Source organism: Pseudomonas sp. MYb185 (assembly GCF_002979975.1).
Lineage (GTDB): Bacteria > Pseudomonadota > Gammaproteobacteria > Pseudomonadales > Pseudomonadaceae > Halopseudomonas.
On record NZ_PCQD01000014.1, the window covers coordinates 42,048 to 63,187 of the forward strand.

19 protein-coding genes are annotated in these 21,140 nt (G+C 63.2%); 9 read left to right on the forward strand and 10 right to left on the reverse strand.

The genetic code is table 11. The annotated features are described in order from the left end of the window. The 7 genes from CQ007_RS19300 to CQ007_RS16855 form a co-directional block, all read right to left on the reverse strand. Positions 1-1,320 carry a PAS domain-containing protein gene (locus tag CQ007_RS19300; RefSeq protein WP_146114603.1) on the reverse strand — a complete coding sequence of 440 codons (1,320 nt, stop codon included), beginning with the start codon at positions 1,318-1,320 and terminating at the stop codon, positions 1-3. Positions 1,321-1,341: 21 nt separating this feature from the next. Then, positions 1,342-2,112 carry an enoyl-CoA hydratase/isomerase family protein gene (locus CQ007_RS16830; RefSeq protein WP_105647000.1) on the reverse strand — a complete coding sequence of 257 codons (771 nt, stop codon included), beginning with the start codon at positions 2,110-2,112 and terminating at the stop codon, positions 1,342-1,344. Beyond that, positions 2,112-3,350, reverse strand: coding sequence for an NAD(P)/FAD-dependent oxidoreductase (locus CQ007_RS16835; RefSeq protein WP_105647001.1), 1,239 nt, complete (start codon positions 3,348-3,350; stop codon positions 2,112-2,114). Before CQ007_RS16835 ends, CQ007_RS16830 begins: the two co-directional genes overlap by 1 nt. A gap of 41 nt (positions 3,351-3,391) precedes the next feature. Further along, the gene (locus tag CQ007_RS16840; protein WP_105647002.1) at positions 3,392-3,709 is read right to left on the reverse strand and encodes a 2Fe-2S iron-sulfur cluster-binding protein; all 318 of its coding nucleotides are present in this window, start codon (positions 3,707-3,709) and stop codon (positions 3,392-3,394) included. A 69-nt stretch (positions 3,710-3,778) separates the two neighbouring features. Then, positions 3,779-5,176 (reverse strand): enoyl-CoA hydratase/isomerase family protein, encoded by a 1,398-nt coding sequence (locus CQ007_RS16845; protein ID WP_158256796.1) that lies wholly within the window; start codon positions 5,174-5,176, stop codon positions 3,779-3,781. A gap of 11 nt (positions 5,177-5,187) precedes the next feature. After that, on the reverse strand, positions 5,188-6,393 hold the full coding sequence (locus tag CQ007_RS16850) for an acetyl-CoA C-acetyltransferase (protein WP_105647004.1): 1,206 nt from the start codon (positions 6,391-6,393) through the stop codon (positions 5,188-5,190). Positions 6,394-6,441: 48 nt separating this feature from the next. Beyond that, positions 6,442-7,224: an SDR family NAD(P)-dependent oxidoreductase gene (locus CQ007_RS16855; protein WP_105647005.1), complete on the reverse strand. Its 783-nt coding sequence runs from the start codon at positions 7,222-7,224 to the stop codon at positions 6,442-6,444. 255 nt (positions 7,225-7,479) lie between these two features. On the opposite strand from CQ007_RS16855, the gene CQ007_RS16860 reads away from it, so the two are divergent. The 4 genes from CQ007_RS16860 to CQ007_RS16875 all read left to right on the forward strand — a co-directional run bounded on the left by CQ007_RS16860 (position 7,480) and on the right by CQ007_RS16875 (position 10,688). Further along, on the forward strand, positions 7,480-8,487 hold the full coding sequence (locus tag CQ007_RS16860; protein ID WP_105647006.1) for an AraC family transcriptional regulator: 1,008 nt from the start codon (positions 7,480-7,482) through the stop codon (positions 8,485-8,487). A gap of 167 nt (positions 8,488-8,654) precedes the next feature. Then, positions 8,655-9,068 carry an ester cyclase gene (locus CQ007_RS16865; protein ID WP_105647007.1) on the forward strand — a complete coding sequence of 138 codons (414 nt, stop codon included), beginning with the start codon at positions 8,655-8,657 and terminating at the stop codon, positions 9,066-9,068. Further along, complete coding sequence (locus tag CQ007_RS16870) at positions 9,065-9,868, forward strand: SDR family oxidoreductase (protein WP_105647008.1); 804 nt, start codon at positions 9,065-9,067, stop codon at positions 9,866-9,868. The genes CQ007_RS16865 and CQ007_RS16870 overlap by 4 nt, the downstream gene beginning before the upstream one ends. Positions 9,869-9,881: 13 nt before the next feature. After that, on the forward strand, positions 9,882-10,688 hold the full coding sequence (locus tag CQ007_RS16875) for an EthD domain-containing protein (RefSeq protein ID WP_158256797.1): 807 nt from the start codon (positions 9,882-9,884) through the stop codon (positions 10,686-10,688). A gap of 190 nt (positions 10,689-10,878) precedes the next feature. Here CQ007_RS16875 and gabT read toward each other — a convergent pair whose 3' ends face one another. Both gabT and gabD read right to left on the reverse strand, forming a co-directional pair. Then, positions 10,879-12,153 carry a 4-aminobutyrate--2-oxoglutarate transaminase gene (gene gabT, locus CQ007_RS16880; protein WP_105647010.1) on the reverse strand — a complete coding sequence of 425 codons (1,275 nt, stop codon included), beginning with the start codon at positions 12,151-12,153 and terminating at the stop codon, positions 10,879-10,881. A 24-nt stretch (positions 12,154-12,177) separates the two neighbouring features. Continuing rightward, a complete protein-coding gene (gene gabD / locus CQ007_RS16885; RefSeq protein ID WP_105647011.1) occupies positions 12,178-13,638 on the reverse strand; it encodes an NADP-dependent succinate-semialdehyde dehydrogenase in 1,461 nt (486 codons plus the stop codon). A 155-nt stretch (positions 13,639-13,793) separates the two neighbouring features. On the opposite strand from gabD, the gene CQ007_RS16890 reads away from it, so the two are divergent. Both CQ007_RS16890 and CQ007_RS16895 read left to right on the forward strand, forming a co-directional pair. Beyond that, a complete protein-coding gene (locus CQ007_RS16890) occupies positions 13,794-14,450 on the forward strand; it encodes a hypothetical protein (protein ID WP_105647012.1) in 657 nt (218 codons plus the stop codon). Then, positions 14,447-15,124 carry a DUF2931 family protein gene (locus CQ007_RS16895; protein ID WP_105647013.1) on the forward strand — a complete coding sequence of 226 codons (678 nt, stop codon included), beginning with the start codon at positions 14,447-14,449 and terminating at the stop codon, positions 15,122-15,124. Before CQ007_RS16890 ends, CQ007_RS16895 begins: the two co-directional genes overlap by 4 nt. Before the next feature lie 58 nt (positions 15,125-15,182). On the opposite strand, the gene CQ007_RS16900 is transcribed toward CQ007_RS16895, so the two are convergent. Further along, positions 15,183-15,644, reverse strand: coding sequence for a MarR family winged helix-turn-helix transcriptional regulator (locus CQ007_RS16900; RefSeq protein ID WP_105647014.1), 462 nt, complete (start codon positions 15,642-15,644; stop codon positions 15,183-15,185). 511 nt (positions 15,645-16,155) lie between these two features. Here CQ007_RS16900 and CQ007_RS16905 point away from each other — a divergent pair. From CQ007_RS16905 to CQ007_RS16915, 3 genes are read left to right on the forward strand one after another with little or no spacing between them, the layout of a single operon-like run. Further along, positions 16,156-17,928, forward strand: a complete 1,773-nt coding sequence (locus tag CQ007_RS16905) for an N-acetylglutaminylglutamine amidotransferase (RefSeq protein ID WP_105647015.1) — start codon at positions 16,156-16,158, stop codon at positions 17,926-17,928. Positions 17,929-17,949: 21 nt separating this feature from the next. Further along, positions 17,950-19,695, forward strand: coding sequence for an N-acetylglutaminylglutamine synthetase (ngg, locus tag CQ007_RS16910; RefSeq protein ID WP_105647016.1), 1,746 nt, complete (start codon positions 17,950-17,952; stop codon positions 19,693-19,695). A gap of 20 nt (positions 19,696-19,715) precedes the next feature. Next, positions 19,716-20,903: an osmoprotectant NAGGN system M42 family peptidase gene (locus CQ007_RS16915; RefSeq protein WP_105647017.1), complete on the forward strand. Its 1,188-nt coding sequence runs from the start codon at positions 19,716-19,718 to the stop codon at positions 20,901-20,903. The last annotated feature ends 237 nt before the right edge of the window (positions 20,904-21,140 follow it).

The window sequence follows — 21,140 nt, forward strand, 5'->3', positions numbered from 1 at the left end:
TCAGGGGCGGGAACCGATCATCTCCACTGCCTGCTGGGTTGCCTCGCTGGTGCGGGTAGCCAGCTTACGCACTTCATCCGCCACCACCGCGAAGCCGCGACCGGCGTCACCGGCACGGGCGGCCTCGATAGCGGCATTGAGCGCCAACAGGTTGGTCTGGCTGGCAATGCTCTGGATGGTGGCAACGATTTCCGTCAGCTTGTGCAGGTTCAGCTCCAGGTTCCTGCGCTGCTCAAGCTGCTCTGCACGCACCAGCTCTTCCAGGCGCATGGCATGGATATCAACCAGCGCACCGACTACTCGTACCGGTGTACCGTCCGGCGTGCGTCGGGTCTGGCCACGGGAGCGGAACCACCGGTATTCCCCATTCTTGAGTTTGATCCGGTAGACCGCTTCGAAGGGCGTCCTGCCACTGCGATCAGCCAGATGGGCAGCGAAGACCCGGACCACCTCCTCCTTGTCCTGAGGGTGAATACGCGAGGTCCAGCTGTCCAGCACATTGGGGAATTCCTCTGCAGTCTCGAATCCCAGCAGATGACGAAACTGCATGGACCACCAGAAGGGATTGCGCGGGTTCAGCGGGTCACCATCGACCACCTCCATGTCCCACAGACCATCGCTCAGCATTTCTCGAGCCATCTCGAAGCGGGTCAGCGTCCTGTCGAGTTCCTGGTCACGCTGGCGCTGCTCATGGGTATCGCGTAGAGAGCCGGCAACGCGCAGGCACACACCATGGCTATCGTATTGGGCCTGGCCAGTAGTGATGAACCAGCGATACTCGCCGCTCTTCATCGCCAGCCGGTACTCCAGGCAATAAGGCACCTGCCCTGCCCCAGCGTGGATATGCCGGGCCAGTGTGTCCAGCGTTGGTTGTCTGTCCTCGGGATGCAGGCGCTCCACCCAACTGCTCAACCGGTTGGGAAAATCCTGTTCGTCATCGAAGCCGAGCAACGAGCGGAAGCGGTCGGACCACCATAACCGGTTCGCGGGATTCATCGGGTCACCATTGACCACCTGCATGTCCCACAACCCTTCCATGCTGGCCTGGCTGATAAGCTCCAGCCGAGCATGCATGTACTCGCGGTCGGTCTCGTCACTCTGCAGCTGGGCAGTCAGCCGGTGCAACTGCTCGGACAGCTGGGTGAACTGCTGCCGCTCCCTCTGGCGATCGGCATGGTGGTTCTGCCATGCCTGCCGGACCTGAGTGAACAGTGGGCTGCCATGACCTCCGGGCGGCAGATCCGCCAGCCCGCCCTCAAGCACATCGACAAGTTGCGTCAGACATTCGGTTGCGGCTTTATCGGTCCTTGAAAAAAACACATGGCTATCCTTTTGCTGCTATCAACCGAATTGCGGTTTGCGCCGATCGAAAAACGCCGTTATACCCTCACGAAAATCATCGCTGGCAGCGCAGGCGGCGAAGGCCCGATGCTCATCCTCAAGCTGTTCGGCCAGGGTTCGATCCCCGGCCTGGCGCAGCAGTCGTTTTATCGCCGCATTGGCGCCAGCCGGGCCACACGCCAATTGTTGCGCCAGTTCCATGGTGCGCTGCGACAACTGCGGTGCCGGCACCACCTCGGCAATCAGCCCCAGCTCCAGCGCCTGCTCGGCACCCAGCGGCTCGTTGAGCAATGCCAGACGCATGGCCCGCTGCAACCCGATCTGACGGGGCAGATGCCATGAGCCACCACCATCGAGACTGGCGGCAATGGCGCTGTAGGCCAGGCAGAAACGGGTATCGTCGGCTGCCAGCGTCATATCGCACCCCAGCGCCAGGCTCATGCCAGCACCGGATACTGCGCCGTGCACACTACCCAGCACGATCTGCGGCATCTGTGCCAACATCGCCAGCGCCCGGTGCAGCGGCTGGATGATCGCCGACGCCATCACCGCCGGCTCCGGCGCGTCGCGAAATGCCGCCAGGTCACCGCCGGCCATGAAAGCGCGACCGGCACCGGTCAGCACTATCACCCGCACATCCGCGCGCACTTGCAGCTGCTGACACACCTCCAACAGGCGCGAGGCCAGCGCCACATTGATCGCATTCAGCGCGGCCGGGCGATTGAACTCCAGCCGCGCCACCCCATGCTCAATGGTCAGTTCGATCGGCATCAGGCGGGTACCGCCAGCGACTTCAGGGGAATGGAGGCATCGGCCAGCGCATCCAGATCCGGAGCCATCCCGGCTTTCACCAAGGCCTTGCCCTGCACGAAGTCACGTACCAGGTTGACACTGTCCAGCGCCAGAACACGCCCTTCCTTCAGATATACCACCGAGAAACTGCGCGCCGCTGGGTCACCGCGCAGCACCATCTGGTCATATCCGGCCGACAGGCCCACGGTCTGCAACTTGAGGTCATACTGATCTGACCAGAACCAGGGCAAGGCGTTATAGGGCTGCGGGTTGCCGCTCAGGTAGTCGGCCACCACCCTGGCCTGGTCGTTGGCGTTCTGCACCGACTCCAGGCGAATCGGGGTCCCCGTGGCACAGAATGCGTTGTTATGTGTGGCGCAGTCACCGATGGCGAAGATATCCGTCGCGCTGCTACGGCAGAATTCATCGACCAGAATGCCGCCGGCCTCGATACGCACACCGGCTTCAGCCAATGGCGCGACCGAGGGCAGAATACCTATGCCCGCCACCACCATCTGCGCCGGCAGCAGAGTGCCGTCCAGCAGCTTCACGGCACTGACCCGCCCATTCTCTCCGAGGATCTGCTCTACACCACTGTTCAGTCGCACGTCGACCCCGCGGGCGCGATGCTCAGCTTCATAGAAACGCGACAATGGCTCGCCGGCGACCCGTGCCAGGACCCGGTCCTGAGCCTCCACCACAGTCACCGACTTACCCTGGGCAGTGAGTACTGCCGCCGCTTCCAAGCCAATATAGCCACCACCGATCACCACCACGGTATCGGTATCATCGAGTTCGCCACGCATGGTATCGACGTCGGCACGGGTCCGCACATAATGTATGCCGGTCAGGTCATGGCCCGGGCAGGCAAGCCTGCGTGGCGCACCACCGGCGGCCCAGATCAGCGTACCGTAGCCGAGGTATTCGCCCGACGCCGTCTGCAACTGGCGGGCCTGGGCATCCACGGTCGCCACGCGCCAACCGGTCAGTACCTCGATTGCGTGGCCGCGCCAGAATTCCTCGGGGCGCAACAGCAAACGCTCGAACGGCTTGTCTCCGGACAGGTATTCCTTAGACAACGGTGGCCGCTCGTAGGGTAGATCCGGCTCGTCTCCGACTATCGCCACGCTACCGGTGAATCCACGCTGGCGCAGCAGGCTGGCGGCCTGTGCTCCCGCATGCCCGGCACCGACAATTATCACGTCATATGTTTGCATCACTGCTCTCCTGTGTTACGCAATCCGTCGGCGACGGCAGATCAATCCTCGGGGGCGATTCTCACGCGGATACCATCCAGCTCATCGCTGAAGATCACCTGGCAGGCCAGGCGTGAAGTGGGGCCGCGATGCTCGGAACAGTCCAGCAGATCACTTTCATCCTCACTGGCTGGCCCGACCCGATCGGCGAATTCATCGGCAATGATGATGTGGCAGGTGGCACAGGAACAGGTACCGCCACATAGTGCGAGAATCTCCTCGACCCCGTTGTCACGCATGATATCCATCAGCGTCAGCGATGCCCGGGCCTGCATGGAAATCTGCTGGCCAGCGCGGTTTTCAACGATAAGAGTGCTCATGTTATTTTTCTCTCTCAACGACCCTAATAGTGTCAGCGGCCCGCCCGACGGAGCGAGCCACCAATGGAATCAGGCATACAGACCCTGCCCGGCTTCCAGCCTGCGAAGCAACCCGGGCGGGACGGCGAACCGGGCGCCATACTCCTGTTCAAGGCTCTGCGCCTGGGCAATGAAGGCCTCAAGTCCTTCAATCTCGATATATCCCAGCGGGCCGCCGGTCCAGGCAGGAAAGCCAGCCTCGACCGCACCCAGGTCCGCCTCCAGCGGATCGACTACGATGCCGGCATCCAGGCAACGGGCGGCAGCCAGCGCCTGAGCATACAGCAGCCGACGCTTGAGCAGGCCGATGGTCTCCAGATCAGCATCTTGCGTCTCGGCTGGGGCAACAGATACCGGACTACCCGTACCCACCGAGGTGACCCGACACAGGTTGGCCACCAGCACAGTCGAGTAGCCTTCCTCCAACAGAGCTTGCTGCTCCTGCTCCGACACCTGCTGCAGCACACCCAGGTAACTCTCCAGATCTTCCCGCTCCTTGCGCCTGGCCAGCGCCTGGCGGGCGATGAAGAAGGTGCGTGCCATTGCCTTGGCCTCGGGCTTGCGCAGGGTGTTGAAGAAGTAACGCGCCTCGATGCGCAGCCCAGCATCGATCGGCACCTGCGAGCCTTCGTAGATGCATTTGAGGATATTGCCCAGCGAGGGGTGCTCACTGCCGAAACCGGTATGTCGCGCTGCGATCGCCGGAGCGAAATGGCGATAGCCCTCCGCTGTATGCGGGCCACCACCCGGCAATCGATAGCCCTTCTCATCCCATGGCGCCTTGGCCTCAGGGTGTGTCAGTACCCAGCGGCGGGCATCTTCCAGCGCGTTGTCCATCGACATCACGGCATGCACAATGCCACCGGCCAATGCGTCCTCCATGGAAATCAGTTCACCTTCCAGCAGCCAGGGTGCTGCGGCCCGGATGCCGACCAGACGTGGCAGGCGCTGGGTGGCGCCGCCACCCGGCAATAGCCCGACACCGACTTCCGGTAACGCCATGCGCAGCTTGGAATCGGCAACCGCTACCCGATAGTGGCAGGCCAGAGCCAACTCCAGGCCACCACCGACAGTCACGCCATGGACGATTGCCGCCACCGGTTTGCCACAGGTTTCCAGCTCGCGCAGGCGGCGGGAAAAACCGCCACTCTCCGCAACGCCACGAGTCAACTCCTGCTCGCCATCGAGAGCACACCAGCCTGCCATGTTTTCGAGCAACTCCGGCAGGTCGGCCCCGGCACAGAAGCCGCCCGCTTTGCCGGAGAGGATCACCGCACCACGCACATCATCCGAGTTGCGCAGCATATGCAACAACTCATCGAGTTCACGCTGCACCTCATCACTGATGACGTTCATACCCTTGCCCGGCACATCGAAGGTGATGACCGCGACCCCATCGCTCTCGGTTCTGACTGAGAAATTCTTCATCGTTGGACTCCTCATACCCGTTCGATGACGGTGGCGGTGCCCATGCCGGCGCCGACACACAGGTTGATCAGGGCGGTCTGCTTGTCACTGCGCTCCAGCTCGTCCAGGGCGGTACCGAGAATCATGGCACCGGTTGCGCCCAGCGGATGCCCCATGGCAATGGCGCCACCATTAACGTTGAGCCGCGCCGGGTCCAGATCCAGCTCCTGCTGATAGCGCAGTACCACCGAGGCGAAGGCCTCGTTCAATTCGAACAGGTCGATATCGTTCAGGGTCATGCCCAGGCGCTGCAGCACCTTGCGCGTCACCAGCGCCGGGCCGGTGAGCATGATGGTCGGCTCCGAACCGATGGAGGCCATGCCGATAATCCTGGCACGCGGCTTCAACCCCAGAGCGTCACCAGCCTCGCGCGAGCCGATCAGCACCGCGGCAGCGCCGTCCACCACACCGGATGAGTTGCCGCCATGGTGCACATGATTGATTTGTCCGGCCTGGGGATAACGCGCCAGCGCCAGCTGGTCATAGCCGGACTCACCCTGAGCGATAAAGGCCGGATTGAGGGTGGCCAGCGACTCCAGGGTGGTTTGCGGCCGCATATGCTCGTCCCGGTCCAGCAACACCAGGCCCGCCTGATCACGCACCGGCACGATCGAACGCGCAAAGCGCCCCTCGCTCCAGGACCGGGCGGCGCGCTGCTGGCTCTGCACGGCATAGGCATCCACATCCTCGCGGCTGAAACCATCCAGCGTGGCAATCAGATCGGCACCAATCCCCTGCGGGGCGTAGTAGTGATCGAAGGCAAAGGCCGGATCAACCAGCATGGCCCCTCCATCCGCCCCCAGCGCCACCCGGGACATGGATTCCACACCACCGGCGATCACAAAGCGCGCTTCGCCACTGGCGACCTTGCCTGCCGCCATGTTGCAGGCCTCCAGGCCTGAGGCGCAGAAGCGGTTGATCTGCACGCCGGGCACCCGCTGATCGTAGCCAGCGACCAGCGCGGCGATCCGCGCCATATCACTGCCCTGCTCGCCCACCGGCATGACGCAACCGAGAATGACGTCATCAACCAGCGCGGTATCCAACTGGTTGCGTTCGCGAATGGCCTGCAGCACCTGGCTGGCCAGACTCAATGCGGTGACCTCGTGCAGGGCACCATTGGGCCGGCCACGCCCCCGGGGCGTGCGTACGGCGTCAAAAATATAGGCTGAAGTCATTCTTCCTCCGGGCTGTTGTTCTTGGCTTCACGGACGGGCAGCGATTGCTTAGCGCGGCGCCAGACGCAGCGCACCGTCCAGGCGTACCGACTCGCCATTCATATAGCTGTTGGTGACGAGAAATCGGGCCGTGTCGGCGTATTCCTGCGGGTCGCCCAGGCGCTGCGGAAAAGGCACGGTGCCTGCCAGCGACTGCTGCACACTGCCCGGCAGGCCGGCCATCATCGGAGTGGCGAACAGCCCCGGCAGAATAGTGTTGACGCGGATGCCGTCACCCATGAAGTCCCGGGCGATCGGCAGGGTCATGCCGACTACCCCGGCCTTGGAGGCGGCATAGGCGGACTGGCCGACCTGGCCATCCTGGGCGGCAATGCTGGCGGTGTTGATGATTACCCCGCGCTCACCATGCTCCAGTGGCGCCAGGGTCAGCATGCCCGCTGCCGATTGGGACAGACAGCGAAAACTGCCGACCAAATTGATCTGGATCACCTGGTTGAACGACTCGCTGGGAAACACCCGGATCTCACCGGTCTTGCGATCACGCCCGGCGGTCTTGATACCCTTGGATACCCCCGCGCAGTTGACCAGAATGCGCTCCTGGCCATGCACACCCCGGGCACGAGCGAAGCCAGCGGCCACCGATTCGTCGGATTGCACATCCACCGCACAGAAGATGCCGCCAACCTCAGCGGCCACCGCCTCGCCGCGCTCGGCATTCATGTCGAAGATAGCCACCTTGACGCCATCGGCCGCCAACCGGCGCACCACCGCCTCGCCCAACCCCGACGCACCGCCAGTCACTACCGCCGCGATATCCGCACTCAATTTCATCTCTACCCCTCCAGCGGCCAGTGGATTCCTGGCTGGCCTGTTCTTGTCATTTGCAGCCATTGTGTGACTTCCGACGCAACAGGCCTTGTCCTTAGGTGCCAGAGGTTAACTTTTCACGCCATTAAGTGGCATGGACCGTCCGAGCCGTCATTTGACAAGACACTGACCTTGTGTCTTATTCTGCGGCAGTCGCACACGATAAATATAAAGCGCTCACCATGGGCTCCTACCCATGGTCCTGTGAGGAGGTTAAGCATGAAGTCCGGACATTCTGGCTGGGTTCTGGCCATCGCACGTACTCTGGATGCCTACGGCCTGTCACACGAAGATATCTTCCGCCAAGTGGGCATGGACCCCAGCATTCTCAAGGATGCCAACAGCCGCTACTGGCAGGAAATGATCAGCCGCCTGTGGCGCACCGCGGTCAAGGAAACCGGAGACCCCAACTTCGGACTCAAGGTGGCTACCCAGATCCGCCCATCGTCTTTCCATGTGGTCGGCCACGCCATGAGCTGTAGTGCCACGCTCGGCGATGCCATTCACCGTTTCGCCCGCTATGCCAAGCTGATCTCCAGCTCGGCGATGATCCATCTGACGGAAACCGATGAGCATCTGACGCTGAACTTCGCCTTCGATACCGGCGACATGCCGGTACTGCCGGAAACCATGGACACAGTGGTGGCCGGGCTGGTGTGCTTCAACAACTGGATCGTCGGCGAGGAGGTCGCGCCCGTGGCAGTGCGGCTCAAACGCCAGCTTCCCGTCGCGCCCAAGGAATACCTCCGTCTGATGAAATGCCCGGTGCTGTTCGAGCAGCAGGAAGATTGCATCATCTACAACCAGGCCGATATGCACCGCCCCATGCTCTCCGCCGATGAACACCTGGCCTCCACCCTCGATAGCATGGCAGTCACGCAGATGGCACAACTGTCCGAACGCTTCGCCCGCAAGGTACGGGACTGTCTGCTGCAACAGTTTTCCGAGGAGAGCGAGATATCACGTCGGGCTACCGCGCAGCTGATGAATATGACCGAACGCACCTTGCTGCGCCGTCTCAAGGAAGAGGGCACTACCTTCCAGGAAGTGCTGGACAACCTGCGCGAAGAGCTTGCCTATCAGTATCTGCAGCGGCCGGATTGTACCGTGCAGAGTGTGTCCTTCATGCTCGGCTTCTCTGACGCAAGCACCTTCTCCCGCGCCTTCAAGCGCTGGACCGGACGCCGTCCAAGTCTGGCCCAGCACAGCGCCCACCAGGATGCCTGATGGCGCCAGGTACCGAGGCCTGATCAGCCACCCCATTCTGCCGGCTCCTGCCGGCATATTGTCACGTTCAGCCCGAGTCTGACCCGGGAAGCCATCGCTGCGGGCGGCTCCTCCCGGTACGGTTGAATCAACTTCCCCATACAAGAACAATCAGGAGAGCGATAGCCATGAACCTGGAATGGTCCCAGTACTGGATAGGTCTGTTTGCCGACAACAACGAAGAGCTGATGACTCTCTATGCCGATAAGTTCGAGTTCGAGGACGTCAACCTGGGTGTGCATATCATTGATGATCTGGCCGCGCTGCAAGCGTTCCACTCCAATTTCATTGTTGAAGATCCCAGCCAGTCCTATAACCGGTTCGAGGTCTTCGAGTATGTGGGTGACAAGCGTCTCGGTTCCTTTCAGTGGACCTGGGAAACCAAGCATGCCGGCGATTTCCTCGGCGTAGCCGCTGCCGGCAAGACCACCAAGACCCGTGGCGTGACCGTCATGGCCTGGGACGAGAATGGCAAGATCACCCTCGAACGCAGCATCTGGGATGCAGTGCCGGTATTACGCCAGCTGGGTGCTATTGCATGACGGTATCAAACGTATACGAGGAACTGTTTTCCCTGTCGGGCAAGACAGCCTTGGTCACCGGCGGCGCCAAGGGCATTGGCGCGATGATCAGTCGCATGCTGCTGCGTGCAGGCTGCAAGGTGTTCGTTACCGGCCGCAGTCGCTCGGCAGCCGAGCAGTTGACCACCGAACTGGGGCCCGATGCGGCGGCACTGACCTTTCTGCAGCATGATCTGTCACAGCCCGAGGGCATCGACGCGCTGGCAGCGGAGCTGGACGAGCTGTGCCCGCAGCTGAATATCCTGGTAAACAATGCCGGCACCTTCAATGCGGCGCCTCTCGGCGATACCGACAGCACCAGTTGGAATGAGCTGATGGGGCTCAATCTGCGCGCACCTTTCCTGTTGGTGCAGGCATTGCTGCCCTTGCTGGAAGCTGCCGGCAGCAATGCGGACCCGGCCCGCATCATCAATCTCGGCTCCATCGGCGGCCTGATGCCGCAGAGCAATGGCGGAGCCTATGCCTATGGCTGCAGCAAGGCGGCCGTGCATCAGCTGACCCGCATGCTCGCCTCAGACCTGCGCAGCCGCAATATCAACGTCAACGCCATCGCGCCAGGCTACTTCCCCAGCGACATGACCTCCGGCTTTTTCGAGGCAGTGCCCAACCTTCGGGAAAACATGCTGGCACAGATTCCCGCCGGGCGTTTCGGCAGTGCCGAGGACGTAGGCGGCATGGTGATTTTCCTTGCCTCCCGCGCCGGCGCCTACCTCACCGGCTCGATCACCGCGCTGGATGGTGGCCTGCTCAGCGCGCCATGAAAGGAGACAAACCATGCAAGCAGTGACGACCGTCGCCCTGCTGCGGAAAAGGGAAGGGATGAGCAGCCCGCTGTTCAGCAAATACTGGCGGGACGTGCATGGCATGCTGGCCACCCGGATTCCCGGGTTCCGCGCCTATGTGCAATACCACCTGGAGGCACCCTGGCCGCTGGCGGGTAATGAGCACAGCTCGCCCGACAGCAGCCTGCACGGCATCGCCGTGGTCGATTTCGATAGCGAAGAAAAGCGTGGCGGGCTGGCTGACAGCGAGGTAGCCGGGCTGATCCGCGAGGACGAGATCAACCTGTTCCACAGCTCGCTGCTGTACAACCTGCCCGGCGGCGCCGACAGCCTGTTGCAGCAGACGACCGAAGAGGCGGCACAGCCGCACCACCACTTCCTGCTGCTGCGCGGCGCGTCCGCTGCTGGCGAGCAGGCCTTGCGCCAGGTACTGCAGCAACATCCCAGCCTGCGGCAACTGCGCAGCTTCGCTCTGGACAGGGGGGATGCCGGGCAGTGGAAGACACCGGGGGTCGACAATCAGCTGTCAGACGACAACCAGTTCGACCTGATGCTGCAGATCACTGGTGACCGCAGGCTGTCATCCGAGACGATAGAGCACGCAGTGCAGACCCTGTCCCCCGCACTGGCGCGGGTACGGCTGTATCCGGTGCGGGCGGCCTATGCCATGGTCAGCAATGGCCGACCGACCCACCTGGGACTGCGCGGGCTGGACGTACTGCAGACCATCCAGGCAACCGGCGCCGACAACCAGCTGGATGCGCGGCTGCTGCAATGTCTTTACGGCGTGGCGCCCTGAGCCGCAGCTTCCCCTTGGCCGCGATGCCCCGCGCCATGGAGGGTCGAGTTCCATCTCGACCAGCGTAGCTGCCTGAAACGCCGCCGGCCGGGATGGAACCCGGCCCTCCATGGACCCGCGCTGCCGGGATGGTCGAGCGCGACTCGGTCGAGCCCCTTCTCGGCATGGGATCGGCACAGACTGCCAACCCTCAGTCCAATTCCGCCAGACAGGCCGCAATGATATCCATCCCTGCCTCCACCTCCACATCGGTCGCAGTCAGCGGCACCAGGATGCGGATCACGTTGGCATACTGCCCACAGGACAACAGGATCAACCCCTTCTCGCGTGCCTTGATCACCAGGCGACTGGCCAGTTCCGGGTCGGGGTGGCCACCCCCGGTCATCAGTTCGCAGGCGACCATCGCGCCCAGCCCGCGCACCTCGGCAATACGTTTATCGCCGTCGGCCAGTTGTTGCAGGCGGCGGGTCAGCATGTCGCCCAGAGTACGGGCGCGGGCCAGCAGGTTTTCCTCCTCGAAGACCTCCAGCACCGCCAATGCGGCGGCGCAGGCGACCGGGTTGCCGGCGTAGGTACCGCCGAGACCGCCCGGGGCGATGGCATCCATCAGCTCGGCCCGGCCGCAGACGCCAGCCAGCGGGAAGCCACCGGCCACCGATTTGGCGAAGGTGGTCAGGTCGGCGCTCACCCCCATCTGCTCCATGGCGAAGAAGGTGCCGGTGCGCCCGGCGCCGGTCTGCACCTCATCGGCGATCAGCACGATGCCGTGCAGGTCACACAGCGCCCGCAGACGTTGCATGAACTGCGCCGAGGCCACGCGGAAGCCGCCCTCGCCCTGTACTGGCTCGACCACCAGCGCGGCGATATCCCGCGGTTCGGCGTCGGTCTTGAAGATCTGCTCGATGCTGTCGATAGCGTCATCCTCGCTGACGCCGTGCAGCGGGTCGGGGAAACGCGCGCGGAACACGCCACCCGGCATCAGGCCCATGCCCGAGGCATAGGGCATGGTCTTGCCGGTCATCGCCAGGGTCATCATGGTGCGGCCATGATAGCCACCGGCAAAGGCGATCACCCCGGCCCGGCCGGTGGCGGCGCGGGCGATCTTGACGGCATTTTCCAGCGCCTCGGCACCGGTGGTGACCAGCAGGGTCTTCTTGGCGAAGTCACCCGGGACCAGTGCGTTGATCTTTTCGCACAGCGCCACGTAGGGCTCGTAGGCCACCACCTGGAAGCAGGTATGGGTATACAGCTCGAGCTGGCGCTTGACCGCATCGATCACCTTGGGGTGGCGATGGCCGGTATTGAGCACGGCGATGCCGCCGGCGAAGTCGATATACTGGTGACCTTCCACATCCCACACAGTGGCGTTTTCCGCACGCTCGATGAATACCGGGTGGATCTGGCCAACACCCCGCGCCACCGCCTGCTCGCGCCGCAGCATAAGGGATTCGTTGCTATCAGTCATGACGCTCCTCCTTTGGCCGGCGGGTCAGATCCCGCCCAGGCACAGGTATTTGATTTCCAGGTATTCCTCGATGCCGTACTTGGAACCTTCACGGCCCAGCCCGGACGCCTTCATGCCGCCGAACGGCGCCACTTCGGTGGAGATCAGGCCAGTATTGATACCGACCATACCGTATTCCAGCGCCTCGGCAACGCGGAACACCCGGCTCAGGTCGCGGGCATAGAAGTAGGCGGCCAGGCCGTACTCGGTATCGTTGGCCTGGCGGATCACGTCGGCCTCGTCGTCGAAGCGGAACAGCGGCGCTACCGGGCCGAAGGTCTCTTCACGGGCGATCAGCATGTCGCTGGTCACCTCGGTCAATATGGTCGGCTCGAAGAACAGACCTCCCAGCGCATGTGGCTTGCCGCCAGCCAATACGGTGGCGCCAGCGTCCACAGCGTCCTGCACATGGACCTGGACCTTGCGCAGCGCCTCGGCATTGATCAGCGGTCCGGTGGTGACCCCTTCCTGCATGCCGTCACCAACCTCCAGGCGGCGCACCGCAGCGGCGAGCTTTTCGGCGAAGGCGTCATAGACTGCCTCCTGCACATAGATGCGGTTGGCGCAGACGCAGGTCTGCCCAGCGTTGCGGTATTTGGAGATCATCGCACCTTCGACCGCCGCATCCAGATCGGCATCATCGAACACAATGAACGGCGCGTTGCCACCCAGCTCCAGGGACAGTTTCTTCAGGCTCGGCGCGCACTGTTGCATCAACTGGATGCCGACCCCAGTGGAGCCGGTGAAGGACAACTTGCGCACCACCGGGCTGGCGCACAGCTCGGCCCCCACCTGCCGGGAGTTATCCACCCCGGCGGTGATCACGCTGAGCAAGCCGGCGGGCAATCCGGCCTGCTCGGCCAGGTGCACCAGCGCCAGGGCGGAAAACGGTGTCTGCGGCGCCGGCTTGAGCACCATGGAGCAACCCGCCGCCAGCGCCGGACCGGCCTTGCGGGTGATCATCGCGGCAGGGAAGTTCCACGGCGTGATGGCCGCCGTCACGCCAACCGGTTCCTTCTGTACCAGGATACGCTTGTCGCCCTGATGCGCCGGGATCAGATCGCCGTAGACCCGCTTGGCCTCCTCGGCGAACCATTCGATAAAGGAGGCGCCATAGGCGATCTCGCCCCGAGCCTCGGCCAGTGGCTTGCCCTGCTCGGCGGTCATGATCCGCGCCAGATCCTCCTGGTGCTGCATGATCAGTTCATACCAGCGACGCAGAATGACAGCCCGCTCCTTGGCAGTGCGGCGGCGCCAGGCCGGCTGAGCCGCCTGTGCTGCCTCGATGGCCCGGCGGGTATCTTCCACGCCCATATCCGGCACGCTGCCCAGCCGCTCGCCAGTGGCCGGATTGAAGATCTCGGTACGCTGACCGCGCTCGGCCTCACACCAGTTACCATTGATGAAAGCCTGCTGGCGAAACAGCTCGGGGGCGTGCAGTTCCATGGGGAATCCTCCTGTCCAGAGATGGCGTCACGCATTTGCCACATCAGTGTTTGATATTTCAAACATGCTATGTCGGCGGGGGAATACAGACAAGCAGGCCAGGCAAAAAAAGCTGGGGGAAATCGTGCCCTGAGAAGGGCCGGCACAGTGCCGTATTGAATGGGAACGCCAGCCATGAGGAGCTGGCACTGCCCGGCGTGCATTCCAACCTCGGGGGCGGCTATCCGGCCGTGGTGCACGAGCGTCTGCTGATCGGCCGTCCACGCCTGTGTCGTGCGGCCTACTACTCGATGGACAATATCGACCGGGCCAAACTGGAACAGTCACGGGAATGGCGTGCCCGGGAGACGGAAGAACAGGAGCTGCGCGTCAGGGGGTTGCCTGGTCAGGGCGAACTCCTTCGTGAAAGCATTGGCCTACGGCCAGCGAGCGACAATGGATATCGTCAGGCCAAGGATATGCTGTTGATCCTGGGGCTGGAGCGCATGGTGCGGGGTGAGCTGTCGCGGGTTGCGCTACGCGTGATGCATATGAAAGCGATAGCCCATAACGCTTCACTCAAACCTATTCCAGACGCCCAGATATTTGCCATTCCCTCAGACCTGCAAGCTATCGCCAACAAGATCATCACCTCAGCCATGGCAGGTCAGAGCGCGGAGCTGAGCGAGGCGGAAAAACGCTTTCTGCATGGCCGCTATATCCACAGCTCGGCCAACTGGACATCAACCTACGGCTTGATGCTGAACAAACCGCACAGCCAGAACCAGCGTGCGGTGTATGAAGACCAGCCACAACGAGGTTATCCGGTATGAAGGCGTTACTGCTGGCTTTCAGCCTGCTGACTTTCCTGGCTGGTTGCACCGGCCAACCCATTCATGACCCGCTGCGTCCGCCGCCACCGGACCTACCCTACCGCACCTGGGAAATTGGCCTGCTGGCACCCAACTATATGGAGGTCTGGGTCGAGAGCGTGGATGTACTGGATCAGCGGGGGATAGGCTATTACCGAGTGCATGGCGGTGTTTCATCCATTCAGAACCCACCCGACAACCGTGGCGACCCGAGAGGCTGGCCAGCCAGACCTGGAGCAGGCAAGACAATGCCGATGACCGGCATCGACCTTCCCGAGATGGTGGTCGTACGCTGGCAATCCCTGGCCGAACCGCAGACCTATCGTGTGAGAATCGATATACCGGAGGCTATACGACAAGAAATGGTGACCCCCTATCCCGCCTTCTGCCGTTTCGATGGCCAGCATATCCAGGATTACCGGGCCGTGGTCACCATTGGTCTGGCGCCGGGCGGGATTGCCAAGGCCTGGCTGAGTGGGGACTGCCTGGAACCTATCGAAATCGGTCGATTTGTTGGCTCTGTCCATCCAGATGGACCTGATGAAGGACGCACGAATGGTCGATACGCTTTACCACTGGCGCCAGCGGCACAACAGTATATCGATAGTCATGGTATCCCCTTTGGCAGCTGGTAGGTCAGCGCCTCAGCTTACCCACCATCTTCCATTTCCAAAAAAACAGATAACGAGCCTGCTATACCAGCGGCTCATCCTCCATCAGTACATGGGAGGGCTGCTGGCCCTCCTCGAACAACCCGGCTACCCGCTGCAGACTGGCCAGCAGCATCAACTGCTCCCAGTCGGCGAGCTGGCCGAAACGTTCGAGAAAGGCGCTGGGCAGCAGCGCCGGTTCGGCCTGGATCACCGCTTCCCCTTTCTCGGTCAGGGTCAGATGCACCTTGCGCTTGTCGCTCTGGCTGCGCACCCGCTTGAGCAGATCGCGACTTTCCAGCCGGTCGATGATGGTACTCAGGGTCGCCTGGGATACGCTGACCTGCTTGGCCAGGGTACCCAGCGTGCCTTCGCCGGTAGCCTGGATGCTATGCAGGATCAAGAGTTGAATGGGCGTCAGGCCACTATGCCGACCCAGGCGCTTGGCATGAATCTCGGTGGCGCGTTGCAGCCGCCGCAGGGCCAGATACAAATCGTGCATCATTTCGTGTTGCTCCCGGCAAACAGCTCATTGGCTAGGGACTGTTCCTGTTTCATTCATCGCCGCGTTGCTGCGTCAAATCTCGCAAAGCCGGGCGGCGATCCGCTAGGCGTGGGACGCAGGTAATGGTCGCTCCCTTGCCAAGTCCCACAACGACGCATGGCGAGATTTGACGCGCAACCCGAAGGGCCGGGCCTGTTTTTGCGCGATGCTACGTTACTCGTCGTTCATTTGGAATAACCAAATCTCTCTCCTCGCGCCTTGCCTCGCGCAAAAACAGGCGCCGGCGCGGTGATGAATGAAACAGGAACAGTCCCTAGGCATTCTGCCACAAACCCGAAAGATTCCAGCAATAACCGTGCTGGATTCTATCCATCTTGAAAAAACCGTTAAACCAAACCGTGCAACTGCTTTCCAATGGTATGGCTCACTCGAAAGCGAGTCGTCAACCTTTGACCTGAAACTATTTCCTGCGGGAAATGGGCCGCCAGCGGCCTGCAACCGGGAGCAACTGATGTGTGGATTGGCAGGGGAACTGCGCTTCGACAGACAACTACCAGCATTGGCCGACCTGGCCCGAATCACTGGACAGATGATCAACCGCGGCCCCGACGCCGCCGGTGTATGGGCTAGCGGCCCGGTCGCCCTGGGCCATCGCCGCCTGAAGATCATGGACCTGGCCGAGGCCTCCGGCCAACCGATGGTCGACCCCGAGCTGGGCCTGAGCCTGGTATTCAACGGTGCGATCTACAACTACCCCGCCCTGCGCGGTGAACTGGAGGGCCTGGGCTACCGGTTCTTCTCCGATGGCGATACCGAGGTGGTGCTCAAGGCCTACCATGCCTGGGGCGAGCAGATGCTCGAGCGCTTCAATGGCATGTTCGCGCTGGCCATCTGGGAGCGTGACAGCCAGCGCCTGTTCCTGGCCCGCGACCGCCTCGGCATCAAGCCACTGTACCTGTCCGACACACCGCAGCGGCTGCGTTTTGCCTCCAGCCTGCCGGCGCTGCTGCGTGGCGGCGGCGTGGACACCTCGATCAACCCGGTGGCGCTGAACCACTACCTGTCCTTCCATTCGGTAGTGCCGGCGCCGTTGACCCTGCTCAACGGCGTGAAGAAGCTGCCACCCGGCCACTGGCTGCGCATCGATGCTGACGGCCGCCGCGAGCAGCACTGCTGGTGGACACTGCATTACGGTGCCCACGCCGATGAGCGCGAACTGCCCTTCGAGGCCTGGCAGGAGCGGGTGCTCGACAGCCTGCGCGCGGCGGTCAAGCGGCGTAACCTGGCGGCGGTGGATGTCGGCGTCCTGCTCTCCGGCGGAGTGGATTCCAGCCTGCTGGTCAGCCTGCTGCACGAGGCCGGGGCACGCAACCTGCAGACCTTCTCCATCGGTTTTGCCGACGTCAATGGCGAGGCCGGCAACGAGTTCCGCTATTCCGACCTGATCGCCGAGCAGTACGGCACCGAGCATCACAAGCTGATGATTCCCGAGCAGGAAATCCTCAGCAACCTGCCCGATGCGCTGACGGCAATGAGCGAGCCGATGGTCAGTCACGACTGCATCGCCTTCTACCTGCTGTCACGGGAAGTATCCAAGCACTGCAAGGTGGTGCAGAGCGGCCAGGGCGCCGATGAGATCTTCGCCGGCTATCACTGGTATCCGACCGTCGCCGAGGCCGCCGACCCGCTGGCGGCCTATCAGCAGGCGTTCATGGATCAGGACTTCACCGGCTTTCGCGACATGGTGCAGCCGGCCTGGGCGCAGCAGGACCATGCCGGTGAATTCGTCCGCGAGCATTTTGCCCGGCCCGGCGCCCAGCCAGGGCTGGACCAGGCCCTGCGCCTGGACACCACGGTGATGCTGGTCGAGGACCCGGTCAAGCGGGTCGACAACATGACCATGGCCTGGGGGCTGGAGGCCCGGGTGCCGTTCCTCGATCATCAACTGGTGGAGCTGGCAGCGCGTATCCCGGGGCGCTTCAAGCTACCCGGGGATGGCAAGTACGTGCTCAAGGAAGCGGCTCGCCAACTGTTGCCCGCAGCGGTGATCGATCGGCCGAAAGGCTACTTTCCCGTGCCCGGGCTGAAATACCTGCAGGGCAGCACCCTGGACTGGGTGCGCGACAGCCTCACCGGCAGTCGCGCGCAGGCCCGTGGGCTGTTCAACCCCCGTTACATCGATACCCTGCTGCAGAACCCCATGGACCATATCACCCCGCTGCGCGGCTCCAGGCTGTGGCAACTGGCGGTGCTGGATCTGTGGCTGGATGCCCAGGGTCTCTGATCAAGCAAAGGTGCATAGCCGATGACCCGCTCGCAAAATCCTGAACAACAGCGCCTGCGCCGCGGCCAGACACCCACCTGGGAACGGCTCAAGGCCGGCCATGCGCAGCAGGGCCAGCCCAGCGACAACCCCACCGACGTGACCCTGGATTGCGGCTGGGGCCGGCTGCTGGTCGGCCATACCTTCAGCGATCCGCAGCGGCTGGCCAACAGCCTGCTGCAGGAAACCCCGGGTGAGCGGGACATTGCACTCTACGTTGCCGACCCGCACGTGGTGCTGTCCTTCGCCCCGCAACAGCTGTTTCTCGACCCCTCCGATACGCTGCGCCTGTGGTTCAGCAATTACCGCCCGGCGCGCAGCGCGATGCGCGGCTTCCATATCCGCCGCCCGCAATGCGCCGAGGACTGGCAGGCAATCAACACGCTGTACCTGGCCAATGGCATGGTGCAGGTCAATCCGCAGCGGCTCACGCCCCGGGAAGCCGGCGGGCCGGATTTCTGGCTGGCCGAGGATACCGACAGCAATCAGGTCATCGGCACCGTCATGGGTCTGAATCACGCCCGCGCCTATGACGATCCGGACAGGGGCTCCAGCCTCTGGTGCCTGGCCGCCGACAGCCAGACCCAGCGCTTCGGCGTCGGCGAGATGCTGGTGCGCCACCTGATCGAATACTTCATGAGCCGGGGTTGCAGCTATCTGGACCTGTCGGTGCTGCATGACAACCGGCAGGCCAAGACGCTGTATCGCAAGCTCGGTTTCCGCCAGTTGCGCACCTTCACCATCAAGCGCAAGAACAGCATCAACCAGGCGCTGTTTCTCGGCCCGGACCAGGACCGGGAGCTCAACCCCTATGCCCGCATCATCACCCAGGCGGCGCGGCGCAGCGGCATAGAGGTGACGATCAACGACGCGGAAGCCGGCCTGTTCACCCTGACCCAGGGTGGGCGCAGCATCCGCTGCCGCGAATCACTGAGCGACCTGACCAGCGCCGTGAGCATGACCCTGTGCCAGCAGAAGCAATTGACCCATCGCACCCTGCAGCGCCACGGCCTGCGCACCCCGACCTGGCAACTGGCGGGTGAGGCGCAGGACAACGCGGCGTTTCTCGCCGAACATGGCGCGCTGGTGGTCAAGCCCGACAATGGCGAGCAGGGCAATGGCGTGGCGGTGAATATCCGCGACCCCGAGACCCTGGAACAGGCCATCACCGAAGCCCGTCGGTTCGATACCCGGGTACTGCTGGAAAGCTTCCACCCCGGTGCCGACCTGCGCGTACTGGTGATCAACTACCAGGTGGTGGCAGCCGCCATCCGCCAACCGGCCCAGGTCTGCGGCGACGGGCGCATGACGGTGCGTGAACTGATCGACAAACAGAGCCGCCGACGCCAGGCCAGCACCGGTGGCGAGAGCCGCATTCCGCTGGACGAGGAAACCCGCCGCACGGTAGAGGCCGCCGGCTTCGACATGGACAGCGTACTGCCGGCCAGTCGGCAGTTGCAGGTGCGGCGTACCGCCAACCTGCACACCGGCGGCACCCTGGAGGATGTCACCGAGCAGTTGCATCCGACGCTGCGCGACAGCGCCATCACCGCCGCCCGTGCACTGGAGATCCCAGTAGTCGGTGTCGACCTGCTGGTGCCGGCGGTGGATCAGCCCGATTACGTCATCATCGAGGCCAATGAGCGCCCCGGTCTGGCCAACCACGAACCCCAACCCACTGCGGAGAGCTTCATCGACATGTTGTTCCCCCTCAGCCATCCCGGCTGAGCCCGACCAAAGGAGGCCCCATGCCCACCGAACATGGACCCGACATGCAGTACCTGCGTCAGGTACTGCTGGAGATGCTGGCCATCCCCTGCCCCACCGGCTTCACCGACGGCATAGTGCGCTACGTCGCCGAACACCTGGATGCCATGGGCGTGCCCTACGAGCTGACCCGCCGCGGCACCATTCGCGCCACCCTCAAGGGTCGCCAGCGTACCCCCGACCGTGCCATCGCCAGTCACCTGGATACAGTGGGCGCCATGGTCAGCGAAGTAAAGGACAGTGGCCGGCTGAAGCTGGCGCCCATCGGCTGCTGGTCGAGCCGCTTTGCCGAGGGCAGCCGGGTCAGCGTATTCACCGAGCAGGGCTGCTTTCGCGGTAGCGTGCTGCCACTGATGGCCTCCGGACATGCCTTCAACACCGAAGTCGACACCCTGCCGGTGAACTGGGACACCATCGAGCTGCGTCTGGACATCCTCAGCCACAGCCGTGCCGAGACCCTGGCCCATGGTATTGGCGTGGGTGATTTCGTCGCCTTCGATCCCTTGCAGGAGTTCACCGAGAACGGCTTCATCAGCGCCCGACACCTGGACAACAAGGCCGGCGCGGCGGCGCTGCTCACCGCCATCAAGCAGGTGGTCGACAGCGGCCAGCCATTGCCCATGGACTGCCACCCTCTGTTCACCATCACCGAGGAGACCGGCTCCGGCGCCGCCGGCGCGCTGCCCTGGGATGTCAGTGAGTTCGTCGGTGTGGATATTGCCCCGGTGGCGCCCGGCCAGGCCTCCACCGAACATGCCGTCACCCTGTGCATGCAGGACTCCAGCGGCCCCTATGACTACCATCTGACCCGTCATCTGCTGAACCTGTGCCAGCGCGACCGCATACCGGCGCAGCGCGACCTGTTCCGCTACTATCACAGCGATGCCGAGTCGGCGATACGTGCCGGCAACGACACCCGGGTAGCGCTGATCGCCTTCGGCACCGATGCCACCCACGGCTACGAGCGCACCCACCGCGATAGCCTGGAAGCCCTGACCCGGCTGCTGGTGGCCTATGTGTTCAGCCCGCCGGTATTCGAGCATGACAACCGCGACAACGCACCGCTGGAGCACTTCCAGCTGCAAACCGATGCCGAAATGCCGCTATCCAGCGAAACCCCGCTTCCCCCGCTGGAGCAGATATTCGCCTGCAACCGCGACGACGAGTGAACACTTGCCGCCCCGGCACCGGGGCGGCCGCCTATCTCTGCTAAGCTGGTGGCTGACATTTCCACCGCCATGAGAGAGTGCCATGCCCAGGCTGTTCCCCATTGTTCTTGTTGCCTCCACCAGCCTCCTTGCCTGCTCCATCCATGCCGCCAACCAACCGCTCAGCCTGCCGGCACAGATCATCCTCGGCGGCGGCGACGATGGCCAGGACCTGCAACTGCCGCTGGCCCGGCATAC